This is a genomic window from Rhizobium arsenicireducens (genome assembly GCF_964021225.1).
The window spans coordinates 1,124,245-1,139,823 of the sequence record NZ_CAXHYK020000001.1 but is presented as its reverse complement, the minus strand read 5'-3'; the positions used below and the strand labels follow the sequence as shown (position 1 = coordinate 1,139,823).

The window sequence follows — 15,579 nt, the reverse complement described above, 5'->3', positions numbered from 1 at the left end:
ACGGATACTCTAGAGTTGCGCCAGCGTCCAGGCAACGATCTCGGCGCTCACGCGTCCGAAGGCCCGGTCCATGGCGCGGATATAGGCCTCGTTCGATGTGCCTGTCGCAGTTTCACTGGCGCTGAACACCCTCTGCGACTTCACCGTACCGTTGCGATCGTTGAGCAGCTTGACCGAGATCTCAACGACGCCACGATCTGCCCCGACCGTGTCGACCTCGAAAGCGCGCACGTCGCTGATCAGTTGATAGTCGATGGCCAGCCCCTGCCCGGGCTTGCCGACGCCGGCCAGTTTGCCGGTGTTTTCGAAGGCTTCAACCAGTTTGGCCTGCACCATCCGTGTCAGCTTGTCGCTCCACTGAGAATTCGACAGATAGCGGATCTCGGAGGGCGAGACGCGCACGAGGACATTCTCGCTGTCCAGAGCCTTGAGCGCCGAGGGATCGGCGACCAGCAACTGCCGGCTACGAACCGGTCCACTGCTCCTGACGTCCGGTGCCGCCGTAATAGCGAACGTATCGTTCGTGGCTTTCGAGCCGCAGCCCGAGAGCCCCGCGACCAGCAGCGACAAAAGCAGCACCGATCTCCATTCCGTCATTCGATGTGCCGTCATCGCGCTTGTCCCCATTTGAACCTTGCCCATTGCGGTGATGAGCTTCATCGGCGCGTCCGCCCGTCATATTGCTTGACGTTTTCCCCGCCGAACAGCAGGCGCTGCGGATCGCGATCGAAATTGGTAATCGCATCGTTGAGACCACGCACCGTCTGGCGCGTATCGGTTACGAGCGACTGAATGTCCCTGAGCCCGGTATTGGAGAAGCGCGCCAGATTGTCGGCGATCGGGCCGATCCTTGAATTCAGGTTGTCGGCGGCGCCGCGGATCGATACCAGCGTATTGCGGGCCTCGGCGCTGAGCGAATCCGCCTCACCCGAGCCGAGGAAGGCATCGACCTTGGTCAGGATACCGTCGATCTGATCCGAGGCATTGTTCAGCTTGTTGGCAAGCTGGGTAAAGTCGGTAATCGCCTGGTCGATGTCTTGGGTCCGGTCGGTAATGCTCTGGCTCAGGTCCTTGAATCCGCTGATCGCTTCGCGGGCGTCGGCGGAAGCGACCGAGACGTCGTCCATCACCTTGCTGATCTTCTGGGCATCGACGGCCATGAAGATCTCGTCGACCCTGGCCAAGGTCTTGTCGGCATTCTCGCCAAATTTCTGGAAGGTCGATGCCGTATCGCGGAAAGTCTCGATGGCCGGACCGATCTGGTCGGAGGCATCGGCGAAATTGCCGGTGAAGGCCTCGGTATTGGTGAGGATCTTGTCGATCTTCTCCGAATTGAGCGCCTTGAACAGGCTCTCGGCCGCGCCGAGCGTCGAGTCGAGCCGGCCGGACAGGCCGGAGACCGAATCCGACAGCGCACTGACGCTTTGCAGGAACTTGTCGATACCATCGGCATTGTCGGCCAGCGACTTGGAGAAAGTCTCGGCGTTCTTCACCGTATTGGTCAACGGGTCACGGGCGTCGGTGATAAAGCCCTGCAACTGCCCGATCGCATCATCCGCCCGCTTGAGGATCTTGTCGGCAGTCGCCAGGAGGTTGGTGACGCTCGACTGGTCGGCCAGAAGCACCGCGGGCTCGCCCGTGTCGAGTGCCTTGGCCAGGATGTTTTCGTCCGTCGCACTACCGCCGGACAGTTCGATATAGGCCGCCCCGGTCAAGCCCTGGATCTCAAGCACCGCTTTCGTCGAGGCGGTGACCGGCGCATCGGCGCGCACCTCGGTAAAAGCCACGGAGAACTGCGGATCATCCTTGTCGATGTAGAGGCTCCGAACAGAACCGACGGCAATGCCGTTGAAGCGGACCGGCGAACCGATGCTGAGCCCGTTGGCCGAGCCTGGGATACGGATCGTGAGCGGCGCGAGCGTCCCTCCGCGGCCGTATTCGGCCATCCAGAAGACGAAGCCGAAGGCGGCTGCGATGACAAGTACCGCAAAAAATCCGACGATCGCGTAATTGGCTTTGGTTTCCATCAGTCAGTTACTCTACCGGATTTTGCCGGGTTCGCCGGCCGTGGAATGGAACGGGCCCGCTTGCCCCTGAAATAGGATTTGACCCACGGATCCTCGCTGGCGAGCATATCGTCTATGCTGCCTTCTACCAAGACGCGCTTTTGCCCAAGAACGGCGATGCGGTCGCAGACCGAAAACAGGCTGTCGAGGTCGTGGGTCACCATATAGACGGTCAGGCCCAGCGTGTCGCGCAGTCTTGCGATCAGCTCATCGAATTCGGCCGCGCCGATCGGGTCGAGACCGGAGGTCGGCTCGTCGAGGAAGACAAGATCCGGATCGAGTGACAGGGCGCGTGCAAGGGCTGCCCGCTTGATCATGCCGCCAGAAAGTTCGGACGGGTATTTGTCCGCCGCATCGGGCTCAAGGCCGACGAGATCGAGCTTCAGATAGGCGAGTTCGTCCATCATCCATTGCGGCAACTCGAGATATTCGCGCATCGGCAGTTGGATGTTTTCCTTGACTGTGAGCGCCGAAAACAGCGCGCCTTGCTGGAACAGGACGCCGAGCCGTGTGTCGAGTTCCATGCGCTCGCGTTCATTGACCGTGTCATAATCTGAGCCAAGGATCTCGATCTTTCCCGACCGGCGGGGCAAGAGCCGCAGCACCGTTCGCATCAACACCGACTTGCCGGCGCCGGACGCTCCGACGAAGCCGAGGATCTCGCCGCGATAGATATCGAGATCGAGGTTTTCGAGCACGATCTTGCTGCCGAAACCGACCGTCAGTCCCTTGACCGACAACACCTTTTCACGCTCGTCCGCCACCTGCGTCTGTTCGTCCATCCCGCCCCTCAAAAGTCAATCGCCGAGTAGAACATGGCGAACAGAGCATCCACGAGGATGACGACGAAAATCGATTTCACCACGGCCGCCGTGACATGACGGCCGAGCGATTCGGCGCTCCCGCCGACCTTCATGCCCTCGACCGCCGAGACGATGCCGACGATCAACGCCATGAACGGTGCCTTGATCATACCCGATGCAACGGTCGAATAGTCGACCGCCGAATGGAGGCGGGTGGTAAACACGTCGAAGGTGATCCCCGAATAGCTCCACGCCACCAGGGCCGCGCCGTAAAGCGCGGAGAAGTTGGCCAGGATGGTCAGCAAGGGCAGGACGATCGTCAACGCCACAAGCCTCGGGAAGACGAGCACGCCGATCGGATTGAGGCCGATGACCTTGAGGGCATCGATTTCCTCACGCATCTTCATCGAACCGATTTCAGCGGTGATCGCGCTCCCCGAGCGTCCTGCAACCATGATCGCCGTCAGCAGCACGCCGATTTCGCGTAACTGCAGGATGCCGACAAGGTCGACGACGAAGATCTCCGCGCCGAAATAGCGAAGCTGGAAGGCGCCCTGCTGGGCGATGATCGCGCCAATGAGGAAGGACATCAAGGCAACGATCGGCACCGCCCGGACACCCATATGGTCCATCTGGTTGACGACCGATGCCGGCGAGATGCCACTGGCGCGTCCGAGCTTGGTCTGGGCTCCGTGCACCGCAGACCCAAGGACGAACATCATCGCCACGACATCGAGCCAGAGATCGACAATGACCTTGCCTGCTGGCGCAAACATCCGCTGGAACAGCGGCCCCTTGGCCGGCGGCGGGGGTGGACGCTTGACGTCCTCGGGAAGAACGCGCAGCAGTTCCCGCATCGCAGGCGTTCCGCCAGTCAGCGTGACCTCGGTGCCTTCCTTCTTGCGAGCTGCAACAAAGCGGCGCAGGAGCCAGGCACCCGCCATGTCCATGTCCGATACGCCACTCAGATCGATCTCGAACGACTTGCTTGCATCCGCCGGAACCAGTCGGCCATTATTCTGCAGCAGCACACCAAGGCTGTTGTTGCGCCACGCGCCGGACAGGCGCAGGCAGTGCCTCTCGCTCGACAGTTCGTCGATGTTAATCGCGGCGCTTTCTGGGTGTACGGACTTCAATGTTCTGACAACTTCCCCGGCCTGCGCAACGTGAGCCGCCCCAGACCGGGCAGCGGCGCAAATCACTTGAAGGCGCAGTATAGCCACACGGGCCGGCAATGAAATCCTTAAGAAAGCGTTTATCGGGACCAGTCACCCCGAAGCCACAGCTTCCACGTAGAACTTACAACAGCGCTGCGCGCAGGATAGGTCAGGCCGCCTGAGCATCCTTTTCCTTGGCCGTCGCTGCGCCAAGCGCCACCGGACGCGGCAGGGCAAGAGGAGCGATCGTACTCGCAGACGCGCCGATGCGGTGGCCCCAGGAAATCAGCTCCAACCGTCCGTCGGGATGCTCGGCGATCGCGGTACAGCTCTCAACCCAGTCGCCGGTGTTAACGTAGTGAATGCCGTCGATGTCCTCCATCACCGCGTGATGAATATGCCCGCAAATCACGCCGTGAACGTCATTGCGCCGGGCCTCCTCGGCGACAACCCTCTGGAATTCACCGATGAAATTGACCGCCTGCTTGACCTGCAACTTGGCCCAGGCCGAAAAGGACCAGTAGGGCATTCCGAGACGGCGGCGGATGGCGGCAAGCAGGATATTGATGTTGATCGCCATATCATAGGCCCAGTCGCCGAGATAGGCGACGAGGCGAGCGTTGCGCACCACAACGTCGAATTCATCACCATGCAGCACCAGGTATCTCTTGCCATCGGCCGTCTCGTGGATCATCCGCTCGGCCACCTCGATGCCACCGAAATGCGTGCCGGGAAAGCCCCGCAGGAATTCGTCGTGATTGCCCGGGATGTAGACGATGCGGGTGCCCTTGCGCGCCTTGCGCAAGAGCTTCTGGACGACATCGTTGCAATCCTGCGGCCAGTACCAGCTTCGCTTCAACCGCCAGCCGTCGACGATATCGCCGACGAGAAAGATCGTCTCGGCCTCGTGGGTTCGCAGGAAATCCAGCAGGAAGTCTGCCTTGGCCGCCTTGGAACCGAGATGCACGTCGGAAATGAACAGGGTTCTGAAGTGACGAATTTCCGAATCTGTATTCACGGTCTTGGGCCTCTCGCTTGACGAGCCTTTGCCCTTTTTTCAAATCAGACTCGTATTTCAGGAACATGACAGCCCGCAAATCCGCGCCTGACAGCGTGCCGTCAGGCCGGCCCCAGCTGCGGCAGTTCACACCGGGCAATCTCCGCCGCCTCCGTGCGCTCGATCCCAAGCGCCACGAGCATGAGTTCCGCCACCTCGCTGCCGGCGTCGCGCCAGCTCTTGTAGCCTTCCTGAACCAGCATCATCCCTGACAGGGTTGCGCCTCCGATCGCGGCGACCATCGCCGTGACCTGATCCGGGGCAATTGCGTAGCGACCGTTTTCGATCGCCTTTGCCATTTCATCCGCCAGCGAGGCGGTCAACAATCCACGCAGCGACTTGTTGCTGAAGCCAAAATGCACGATGAAACGGCCCCACTGCGGCTCTTCGTGGGCCCGCCGAATGAAAAGCCGGATGCCGCAGGCAAGGCGACATGCCGGATCGGCAAGGCCGTCGATACTTGCTCGCACACGTTCCTGCATCTCACCCGCGAGATCGCCGGCGACCTCCTCAAACAGGCGGTCCGGGTTGGGAATGGCGTTGTAGATCGTACCGCGTGCGACGCCCGCCTCCTCGGCAAGATCGCTGACGTTCACCCGGCACACGCCCAATCGGGCGAACAGGCGCATCGCTGCCTCATGGATGCGGCATTGGACGACAGACTTCACGGTCGCACTCCCTCATGAATCCATTCTTCGTAGCCCATCAAGCGGCCCTAAGCCAAGGCCTGCGGCCGACCATTGATCATCCCGTTGCATCATATAACGACGTTGTTGACATTTGAACATATGTGTTCAATATAGATCATATTCGTTCACTTCCCAAGCGGCCGATGCAATGCATTCGACAGCATCGAGCCATCCACCCAGGAGTACAGATCGTGGAAAAGATTCTCGTCGCCTTGCTTGTAACCGCCGCTCTCGCGGGCTGCTCGCAGACAACCCGCCCGGCCAATGAGAAGCAGGCTGCTTGTGCATATGCCCGCCTTTCCCCCGAGGAGTGCGCCAAGTCGAAATACGGCTACCGTGGCACGACTCAACCATCGATCGTGTCGCCCTCCATCTGAGCGCACCAATGCTATTGAGGCGCGACTGAAGGCAGGCCCGGCGCTCCCCCGCCGGGCCTTTTCCATCTGTCGGCAGGCATTGCACCCGACAAAATCGGTGCGCGCAGTGACCGGGTACTCCCAGTCCGGTTCATTTGGTGTATGCAGGAATGCACAGCAGTGAACGAACCGGATACGATAAACATGGACACCAACGACCAGACCAAGCCGGCAGCCGCCACGGCCGACCTCGACGAACAGGCACTTTTCTACCATCGCTATCCGCGACCGGGGAAAATGGAGATCCAGGCGACCAAGCCGCTGGGAAACCAGCGCGACCTCGCGCTTGCCTATTCGCCCGGCGTCGCTGCCCCTTGTCTGGCCATACGGGATGAACCAGACACTGCGGCCGACTACACCGCACGCGCCAATCTGGTCGCCGTCATTTCCAACGGCACAGCCGTCCTCGGCCTCGGCAATATCGGCCCGCTCGCCTCCAAGCCGGTGATGGAAGGCAAGGCGGTTCTATTCAAGAAGTTTGCCGGCATTGACGTCTTCGACATCGAAATCGACGCCATGACGGTCAACTCGATGGTTTCGACCATTTCCGCCCTTGAACCCACCTTCGGCGGCATCAATCTCGAGGACATCAAGGCGCCGGAATGCTTCGAGGTCGAGCAGCAATTGCGCGACAGGATGAATATCCCGGTCTTCCATGACGATCAGCACGGCACAGCAATCATCGTCGCCGCCGCGATTCTCAACGGGCTGGAACTGGCCGGCAAGAACATCGAGGACGTCAAGATCGTCGCCTCCGGCGGCGGCGCGGCGGCGCTCGCCTGCCTCAATCTTCTGGTCATCCTCGGCGCGCGGCGCGAGAACATCTGGGTGCACGACATCGAGGGCCTGGTCTATGTCGGCCGGGAAGTGCTGATGGACCGCTGGAAATCCGTCTATGCGCAAGAGAGCGACAAGCGCACGTTGGCCGACTCGATCGATGGCGCAGACGTCTTCCTCGGGCTCTCGGCCGCTGGCGTCCTGAAGCCCGAATTGTTGGCGAGAATGGCTGAAAAGCCGCTGATCATGGCACTTGCCAACCCGACGCCGGAGATCATGCCGGACCTCGCCCGTGCAGCGCGTCCCGACGCAATGATCTGCACCGGACGTTCCGACTTCCCGAATCAGGTCAACAATGTCCTCTGCTTCCCCTACATCTTCCGGGGCGCGCTCGACTGCGGCGCAACCACGATCAACGAGGAGATGAAGATGGCGGCCGTGCGCGCCATCGCAGCCCTTGCCCGCGAAGAGATTTCCGAAGTCGCCGCCCGCGCCTATTCCGGCGAGTCCCCGACCTTCGGCCCGAACTACCTGATCCCCTCGCCCTTCGACCCGCGCCTCATCCTGCGCATCGCACCCGCCGTTGCCAAGGCGGCCGAGGAAAGCGGCGTCGCCCGCCGGCCGATCGCCGACTACGATACCTATCTCGATCAGTTGAACCGCTTCGTCTTCCGCTCCGGCTTCGTCATGAAGCCTATCTTTGCAGCGGCGAAGAAGGCATCCGAAAAGCGCGTGATTTTCGCCGAGGGCGAGGACGAGCGCGTGCTGCGCGCCGCCCAGGTCCTGCTCGAGGAAGGCAGCGGCAAGCCGATCCTGATCGGCCGCCCGCACATCATCGAGAGCCGCCTCCAGCGCTTCGGCCTTCGCATCCGTCCGGGCGTCGATTTCGATCTGGTGAACCCGGAGGACGATCCGCGCTATCGCGACTATGTAGAGGACTATTTCACGCTGGTCGGCCGCGCTGGCATCAACCCCGAGGCCGCCCGTACCATCGTGCGCACGAACAGCACCGTGATCGGCGCGCTCGCGGTCCGACGCGGCGACGCCGACGCCCTGATCTGTGGGGTCGAAGGCCGCTTCGACCGGCATCTGCGAGACGTCGCCCAGATCATCGGCAAAAAGCCCGGCGTCCGGGCCTTTTCCGGCCTCAGCCTGCTGATCTCGCAGCGTGGCGCGATCTTCTTCACCGACACCTTCGTCACCTACAATCCCTCTGCCGCCGAAGTCGCCGAAATGGCGATTCTGGCGGCCCAGGAAATCCGCCGCTTCGGCATTACGCCGCGCGCAGCACTACTCACCCATTCGAACTTCGGTTCGCGCGATTCCGAAAGCGCCCGCAAGATGCGTGAGGCGCTGGTGCTCATCCGCAGCCAGGCGCCCGAACTCGAGGTCGATGGCGAGATGCAGGGTGGATCGGCCCTGTCCGAAGCCCTACGCAAGCGCGCCATGCCAGACAGCACCCTGACCGGCGAGGCCAATCTGCTGGTTTTCCCGAACCTTGATGCGGCCAACATCTCGCTCGGCATTATCCGCACGATGATGGATGCCCTGCATGTCGGCCCGATCCTGCTCGGCGCTGCCTTGCCCGCGCATATCCTGTCCACCTCGGTCACCTCACGCGGCGTGGTCAACATGGCGGCGCTGGCCGTCGTAGAGGCGTCGCAACCGGACTGATAAGGTCCTGACCTGCAGCTGGTGCGCGGCAGTGCGAGGCCCAATGCAAAATAAAGCGGCCTCACCGGGCCGCCCACCATCCGAAATACCGGCTGGACATCGCGGCCCTCGGCGAACACTCTTGGCCCGTATTATTATAGGGTTTCAGGAATGACGAACCAGGACGGCTATTTCAACGTGCTGGACTGGCTGCAGGACCAGAAGGTCGTGCGCCCGCTCCTGTTCTTCAAGAAAATGCAGGTCGCCTTCGGGATCAACCACCTTTTGTATATCGACGCTGTCTGCACGCCGGGGGGCATAAAGCCACACCGCCTGTGCCACACCTTCGACCCGGCGGCGGTGAGCACAGTGCGTGCGCTCGGGCCGCACGTCTACGAACCGCCGCTGCGTCAGGCGCTTGCGGCCATCCGACCTTTTGACTGGAACCACCTGCCCCCGGGAACGCCCGCCCGCGACGGCCTCGACAAGATTGCCGCAAGCCTCGCCATAAGTCCGACCGGCGTCGCCTATCCGCTGATCTCGCGCGAAGGTCGGCAGGCCCTGCTGGCGATCCATATCGACGCAGAAGCCTGCGAATGGGGTCGGTTCCGTCGGCTCCATGATCGCGACCTGCAGGCGCTGGCCATCGAATTCCACGCCGCCCTGATCAAAGGAAACCGCGCCGATCGAACGGTTGAAGGGGCCGCTCTGCGGCTCACACGGCGCGAGCGGCAGGCGCTCTACTGGGCAGCGGCCGGCAAGAGTTACTGGGAAATCGCCGTCATCCTCGGCATCACAGAGCGCACGGTACGCTACTTTATGTCGAACGCCCGGCGAAAACTGAATGTCGTGTCCAACACCCAAGCGGTGGCCGAGGCCGCCTGGCGCGGATTGCTCCCCGGCCCTGACTTGCACTGAGCGGCCTGAACTTCGCTTCGCCCAATATAATCCATAATTGCATTATCGCGACCTGTCGCTACCGACAGTTTCAATTTTTGCGCGCTTCGCCATCTTTCAGTCGCCTCGACAAACAAGGGAGACTGGAATGATCCGGATCATCACTGGCGCCAATCGCAATGACTTTCCCCAGGAAATCGCCGCCATGCACCGGCTGCGCAAGCGCGTCTTCCACGATCTGCTCAAGTGGGACGTGACGGTCAGGGACGACTGGGAAATCGACCACTACGACGATGCCAATCCCATCTACGTCCTGTCCTATTCGCCTGAGGGCATGTTGCGCGGGTCGCTCCGGCTGCTGCCGACGCTCGGTCCCAACATGCTCGACGACACCTTCCCCATACTCCTGGGCGGGCGCCCGCAGATCCGCAGCGGGGCGATCTGGGAATCGAGCCGCTTCTGCATCGAGCCGGAGATCTCGCAGGACCGCGCCTCGAACCAGGTAACCATCGCGGCGGCCGAACTGATGTGCGGCGTCGGCGAGCTTGGTCTCTCCTCCGGTCTCAGCCATATCGTCACTGTGACGGACGTGTTCCTGGAACGCATGTTCCGACGGATGGGATGTCCTGGCGAGCGCATTGCCGAACCACACAAGATCGGCTCGGTCTATGCTGTCGCGGTTGCCTGGGAGGTGACACAGGACCTGCTGCAGCGGATGAAGGCGGTTGCACAGATCGACGGACCTGTGCTGGCCAAACCGACCGCTCTCGAACCGGCACGCGCCGCCTGACCCCTCCTCAACCCTTTGCCGAAGCGCTACGCCTGCCGCGGCGCTTCGGCATTAACACAGATTCGTGTTCCTGATTGGCGCCTCCACTCTCGCAAACTAGAGTGAAAGTGTTATTAGGCCTCCAACGTAATCCGTACGTTGAACCACGCCGAACGGGGACGCGACTTGCACCGACGCGGAACACGATTGCTGTTGACGCTTGCCGTCACCTTGACCCTGCAGCCGATGGCGGCGCGGGCCTCGGTGGTCTGCGAGAATTTGCGCCTGCAACTCGCCTCCCAGCCGGAAGTCGTCGCCGACACGAGCGAGATGCGTCGCTACGCCAGCGCCATTGCCCGACAGAACATTGAAATCCGCAAGGCACGCTATGACATGCGGCGCTTGCGCTGCGATGGTGCCATCGTTGAATATCGGGCCGACGGAACGAGCCAATGCCGACAGCTCTCCGCGGCCCTGACGCGCATGGAAAGCAACAAACGGATGCTATCCGAGAAGCGCGACGCGCTGCGCCACGGAGGCGCTGGCATCAATCCCGTGCGGGAGCGACTGCTGGCAGCACTTGAAGCCAACCACTGCAATGAAACAGATCAGCCTGAAACGCCGGCGCCTTCGCCGCACAGCTTTTCCCGCCCGGGCGCCGCACCGGGAAACTATGCAGAGGGCGACCAGTCCGGCCTCTTCCCGGCATATGCCAGGCATGGAAGCTTACGGACACTGTGCGTCAGGACCTGCGACGGCGCTTTCTTCCCCATTTCGTCGAACACCTCGCCGCTCAACTTCCATCGCGACATCCAGATCTGCGAGCAGATGTGCCCTGACACTGAGACGGAACTCTACTACCACGCCATGCGCACCGAAGAGAGCGCCGACATGGTTTCCGCCGAGACCGGCCGGCCCTATCGGATGCTGCCGACCGCATTTGCATACCTGAGCCGGCCAAGCGGCGAGGACCCATCCTGCGGCTGCGATCTTGCCGCCTATCATCGCCGGATGCAGAACCAGGGCGTGCAAGGCAGATCCGTCCGAGGCAACGACAAGGCTGTTCTGGAGATCGGGCCATCCAGCTCGAATAACTCGACGCCGGACCAGTATTCTCCGCCGGCAGCATCACAGCCGCCGGAGCGGATCTACGACCCGCAAGCCGCCTCCGTACGCCAGGTTGGCCCGACCTTCCTGCCGACGACGACCAAAAACATCGATCTGCGAAAACCTGCCCTGCCCGGCCCTCAGCCGATCCAGCAATAGCCGCCAGCCCGCGGCTGATGGCTGGTCTGACCCGACGATGAACGGAAACGGCCGGACAAGAGCCCGGCCATTTCCTGGTTTCTGTCGCGGACTGGATTACCCTCAGGCGGCACGGGCCCGAGCCGGTACCGATGCGCGTCGACCGCCGCCGATCTCGAACTGCCCCAACTGGGTAAAGAGTTCCTCTGCCTCCTGCGCCAACTTGTGGGCGGAAGCGGTGGACTGTTCGACCATGGCCGCATTCTGCTGGGTCACCTGATCCATCTGGTTGATGGCACCGTTGATTTCAGACAGGCCGGTGGCCTGTTCGTGGGCTCCGGTGACGATCGCGCCGATGTCGCTGTTGATTTCCGTGACATTCGCCTGGATCAGGCTGAGGATCTCACCCGACTGGTTGACCAGCGAAACGCCGGAGGTGACAGCCTCGCTCGCTCGCACGACCAGAGCGGTGATTTCTTTCGCTGCATTGGCCGAACGTTGAGCAAGCTCGCGGACTTCCTGGGCAACGACCGCAAAACCCTTGCCGGCATCACCGGCGCGGGCCGCCTCGACGCCGGCGTTCAGCGCGAGAAGGTTGGTCTGGAAGGCGATCTCGTCGATGACGCCAATGATCTTGCCGATCTGCGACGAACTCTCCTCGATATTGCCCATTGCGGCGATGGCGTTGCGGACGATCTGGTCCGACTGCTGTGCCTGCCGGTTGGCCTCCGCGACCTTGCGGCTTGCACTGTCGGCGATCGCCGCCGAATTGGTGACCGTCGTGGTAATCTCGTTGAGGGCGGCAGCCGTCTGCTCGAGGGCTGCAGCCTGCTGTTCGGTGCGGCGAGCAAGGTCGTCGGAAGCAGACCGCATCTCGGCCGAGCTGGAGCGGATCTCGTGCGAAACGCCCGTGATGTCGACCATGGCGGCCTGGAGCCGGTCTGCCGATTGGTTGAAATTCGTCCGCAGGCGATCATATTCGCCGTCGAAACTCGTGGTGATCCGCGACGCCAGATCCCCCTGCGCCAGCCGGTCAAGGGCCTCAGCAAGGGCATCGACTGCCGTCTTGGTACGATTGAGTTCGGCAATCCGTTCCGCATCACTCATCGACTGGATCTCGGCGACACGGTCGCGGTTGCGCTGTTCTTCTGCCTCGGCGTCGCGACGGGCGATGAGGTTCTCGCGGAAGTTCCTGAACGCGCGGGCGAGATCGCCAATTTCATCGGCACGGTCGACCCCGGCGAGTTCCACATCGACATGTCCCTCTGCCAGCCGGTTCATGGCGGCGGTTGCCCGGTTGAGCGGGCTCAGCAGCCGGCGCATGACGAAGACTGCAAGCCCGACACCGCAGGCAAGCACGAATACGCCGAGCGCCGCCAGAACGAAAGCCATGTCACGCGACTGCTCGCGGGCCCCGGTGATGTCCGCCCCGGCCTTGCGCGTCTCCCGATCCACGACCGCTGCGACAATGGCGCCCGTGGCCTCGATCTCCTTTTGAAGGGCATCGGAGAAGCCGTCGAAGCCGCCCATCAGCCTGTTGCCCTCCGCCGGTCCGCCGGCGATGAAGGCATTGGCCATCTGGACACCTGCTTTATGAAAGTCGCCATAGCGGTCGGAGAGTAGCTTCATGGCGGGAACGAGTTCGGGGGCCTGCAATGCGACAGCCAGGTCGTTGATGCGCTCGATCAGTTTGGCAAGGCGCGCTCCTTCCTGCTCAGCAAGCAGGAAGCCGTCGTCCAGGCCGTCCAGGCCCTGTGTCGCCGAAATGTCGGTGAGGGATTCCTGAGTGCTGACGATCGCCAGTTCCACGTCCTTCTGGCTGGCGATCAGTTCGCGCAGCAGCATGCCGGCCTTACTCTCTTCCTCGTAAAGGCCAATGACCGCCTCGAGTTGCCGCTGACCGGCTATATCGGAAATGGCAATCACCGAGACACTGACGAGCACAAGAGCGCCAATGCCAGCCGAAACAGCCTTGCCGAGGCGGATTTTGAGAAGATTCATGTTGACCCCAATTGCCTATGAAGAGTGGAAACAGCCTCACCGAGCCATTCGGTGCGCAATACTTGCATCATGCAATTGGTGGAGAGAACTCCCAGGCAGGGCTAGTTTTAGCCCAGGATATTTAACGCATGTTAAACATAGCGGTCGAGAGCGACATTGCTGCAGAATACGATCAAAAGCTTACGTCGCATCAGGCTGCCGCAGGTTTCCCCAGACTTCGTCGAAGACAAGCTCCTCGAGCGGCAGCTTTTGCCGCCAACCCTTCAGCGCCAGTTCCGGTTGGTCGTAGAGCCGGTCGACATAGCCGATGCAGAACCAGCCGATCACCTCGACATGGGCCGGTATGCCAAGCAGGGCGCGGATGTCCTCCTGGTGAAAGATGCTGACCCAGCCGACGCCAACACCCTCGGCCCGTGCCGCGAGCCACAGGTTCTGCACGGCACAGACGGTTGAATAGCTGTCCATCCGCGGATTGTGGGTGCGCCCCAGCACGACAGGACCGCCGCGGGTCGGATCGCAGGTGACGCAGATGCCGACTGGCGCCTTGCGGATCCCCTCCAGCTTGAGTCGCATATAACTGTCGCGGCGCTCGCCCGAAAACAATTCGGCCGCCTCGCCATTGGCCTTGGCGAAGGCACGCCACACCGCCTCCCGGCGCGTGGCGTCCCGCACCACGAGAAAATTCCACGGCTGCATGAAGCCGACAGAAGGCGCCGCATGGGCAGCCTCCAGAAGGCGCGCGATCAGCTCTTCCGGCAACGGATCTGGCAGGAACTGGTCGCGCACGTCACGGCGGGTACGGATCGCCCGGTAGACGGCCTCGCGCTCTTCGCTCGAAAAGGCGCCAGCCCGGACGAGATGGTCGTTCGGTTCATCGTGCATCGTCATATCCCCAACAATGCGCACGACCGCCCGCCGTCCGCGCGGGCAAAGCCTATCGTGTCAGGCCGGTCTTCTGACTCCGGATCCTCCGGCCGCCCCTGCCTTCCCGGTTGAACAACCAGTGGCAAATCACTGAAAGGATTCCAGATCCTTCCCGGCGGCGGCCGTCCCCGTCACAGCGTTGGGCACGTTCCGGACTTGGCATGGCGCCGCACCGAATTCCCGATTCTCCCGCCGTGAAAGGCAGGCACCTGACGCGGATAGTTACTACAGATCGTGGCTCGCAAGGCAAGCGGCCCGACGCGCGGCAAGGTCACCCGGCTGTCGGAAAATAGCGCACGTAGGCGATCTCCTCGCCATCCGGCGACCAGCACGGGACGTTGATCGTGCCCTGCCCGCCGAACAGTTCGAACAATGTCTCCAGATTTCCGCCGTCCGCATCCAGGAGGCGCAGCCGCACGTCAAGATCGCGTGGATGGTCAAAGACATCCGGGCCGTAGGACAAAAGCAGGACCTTGTCGCCCTTCGGCGAGGGATGCGGGAACCAGTCACCGAAGGCACTGTCGGTGATCCGCTCGGCCGCCCCGCCTTCGGAGGGCACGCGCCAGATCTGCATCCGCCCCGAGCGGCTGGAATTGAAATAGATCCATTTCCCGTCCGGCGAATAGTCCGGACCGTCGTTGCGCCCCTCGCCGAAGGTGAGCCTGGCCTCCTCCCCGCCATCGACGGAGATCGTGTAGATGTCGAAGATCTCGTCGCGAATGCCGCAATAGGCCAGCGTCCGGCCGTCCGGTGACCAGCCGTGCCAGTAGGAGGGCATATTCTGCGTGACCTGACGCGGCTCGCCGCCCTCGACCGGCAGGATGTAGATGCAGGATTTGCCGTGCTCCACCTTGTCCGACACCACGAGCCATCGGCCGTCGGGTGAAATGCCGTGGTCGTTATTGCAGTCGGTGGCGAAGTCGGTATCAATTTGCTGCGGCGCGGCACTGCCATCCACCGGCAGGCGATAGAGCAGACCGTCGCCGTTGATGATCAGCGATGCGCCGTCCGGGCTCCAGTTGGGTGCCTCGACCAGTTGATCCGACTGCCAGACCACGCGGTGCGTGCGGCTGCGGATACTGTAGATCTCGACGGAACTGCGCATCGCTTCGCCCTCGTCAGGCC

The 15,579-nt window shown here is 62.1% G+C and carries 14 protein-coding genes and 1 riboswitch; of the genes, 5 read left to right on the top strand and 9 right to left on the bottom strand.

Translation table 11 applies throughout. From position 1 onward, the window contains the following. Positions 1-9: 9 nt before the first annotated feature. The 6 genes from ACWPVA_RS05360 to ACWPVA_RS05335 all read right to left on the bottom strand — a co-directional run bounded on the left by ACWPVA_RS05360 (position 10) and on the right by ACWPVA_RS05335 (position 5,712). Positions 10-597, bottom strand: a complete 588-nt coding sequence (locus ACWPVA_RS05360; RefSeq protein WP_454286696.1) for an ABC-type transport auxiliary lipoprotein family protein — start codon at positions 595-597, stop codon at positions 10-12. A gap of 59 nt (positions 598-656) precedes the next feature. Then, positions 657-2,027 (bottom strand): MlaD family protein, encoded by a 1,371-nt coding sequence (locus ACWPVA_RS05355; RefSeq protein WP_454286695.1) that lies wholly within the window; start codon positions 2,025-2,027, stop codon positions 657-659. Next, complete coding sequence (locus ACWPVA_RS05350) at positions 2,027-2,848, bottom strand: ABC transporter ATP-binding protein (RefSeq protein ID WP_454286694.1); 822 nt, start codon at positions 2,846-2,848, stop codon at positions 2,027-2,029. Before ACWPVA_RS05350 ends, ACWPVA_RS05355 begins: the two co-directional genes overlap by 1 nt. An 8-nt stretch (positions 2,849-2,856) precedes the next feature. Continuing rightward, the gene (locus ACWPVA_RS05345; RefSeq protein ID WP_454286693.1) at positions 2,857-4,005 is read right to left on the bottom strand and encodes an MlaE family lipid ABC transporter permease subunit; all 1,149 of its coding nucleotides are present in this window, start codon (positions 4,003-4,005) and stop codon (positions 2,857-2,859) included. 190 nt (positions 4,006-4,195) lie between these two features. Further along, complete coding sequence (locus tag ACWPVA_RS05340; protein ID WP_454286692.1) at positions 4,196-5,044, bottom strand: UDP-2,3-diacylglucosamine diphosphatase; 849 nt, start codon at positions 5,042-5,044, stop codon at positions 4,196-4,198. Positions 5,045-5,145: 101 nt separating this feature from the next. Beyond that, positions 5,146-5,712 (bottom strand): TetR/AcrR family transcriptional regulator, encoded by a 567-nt coding sequence (locus ACWPVA_RS05335; protein WP_454286691.1) that lies wholly within the window; start codon positions 5,710-5,712, stop codon positions 5,146-5,148. 251 nt (positions 5,713-5,963) lie between these two features. On the opposite strand from ACWPVA_RS05335, the gene ACWPVA_RS05330 reads away from it, so the two are divergent. From ACWPVA_RS05330 to ACWPVA_RS05310, 5 genes are all read left to right on the top strand, one after another. Then, complete coding sequence (locus ACWPVA_RS05330) at positions 5,964-6,149, top strand: lipoprotein (protein WP_454286690.1); 186 nt, start codon at positions 5,964-5,966, stop codon at positions 6,147-6,149. Positions 6,150-6,332: 183 nt separating this feature from the next. Then, positions 6,333-8,639, top strand: coding sequence for an NADP-dependent malic enzyme (locus ACWPVA_RS05325; RefSeq protein ID WP_454289533.1), 2,307 nt, complete (start codon positions 6,333-6,335; stop codon positions 8,637-8,639). Between the two features lie 150 nt (positions 8,640-8,789). Further along, positions 8,790-9,536 carry a helix-turn-helix transcriptional regulator gene (locus ACWPVA_RS05320; protein ID WP_454286689.1) on the top strand — a complete coding sequence of 249 codons (747 nt, stop codon included), beginning with the start codon at positions 8,790-8,792 and terminating at the stop codon, positions 9,534-9,536. A 127-nt stretch (positions 9,537-9,663) separates the two neighbouring features. After that, positions 9,664-10,305 carry an acyl-homoserine-lactone synthase gene (locus tag ACWPVA_RS05315; RefSeq protein WP_454286688.1) on the top strand — a complete coding sequence of 214 codons (642 nt, stop codon included), beginning with the start codon at positions 9,664-9,666 and terminating at the stop codon, positions 10,303-10,305. A gap of 186 nt (positions 10,306-10,491) precedes the next feature. Beyond that, positions 10,492-11,550 carry a DUF2865 domain-containing protein gene (locus tag ACWPVA_RS05310; protein WP_454286687.1) on the top strand — a complete coding sequence of 353 codons (1,059 nt, stop codon included), beginning with the start codon at positions 10,492-10,494 and terminating at the stop codon, positions 11,548-11,550. A 102-nt stretch (positions 11,551-11,652) separates the two neighbouring features. On the opposite strand, the gene ACWPVA_RS05305 is transcribed toward ACWPVA_RS05310, so the two are convergent. The 3 genes from ACWPVA_RS05305 to ACWPVA_RS05295 all read right to left on the bottom strand — a co-directional run bounded on the left by ACWPVA_RS05305 (position 11,653) and on the right by ACWPVA_RS05295 (position 15,559). Beyond that, entirely contained in the window at positions 11,653-13,530 is a 1,878-nt protein-coding gene (locus ACWPVA_RS05305; protein ID WP_454286686.1) for a methyl-accepting chemotaxis protein, read from the bottom strand. A 180-nt stretch (positions 13,531-13,710) separates the two neighbouring features. Continuing rightward, positions 13,711-14,412 (bottom strand): 5,6-dimethylbenzimidazole synthase, encoded by a 702-nt coding sequence (gene bluB, locus ACWPVA_RS05300; RefSeq protein ID WP_454286685.1) that lies wholly within the window; start codon positions 14,410-14,412, stop codon positions 13,711-13,713. 46 nt (positions 14,413-14,458) lie between these two features. Further along, a riboswitch (cobalamin riboswitch) is annotated at positions 14,459-14,682 on the bottom strand. Between the two features lie 43 nt (positions 14,683-14,725). Beyond that, positions 14,726-15,559, bottom strand: a complete 834-nt coding sequence (locus ACWPVA_RS05295; RefSeq protein ID WP_454286684.1) for a TolB family protein — start codon at positions 15,557-15,559, stop codon at positions 14,726-14,728. Positions 15,560-15,579: the final 20 nt, after the last annotated feature.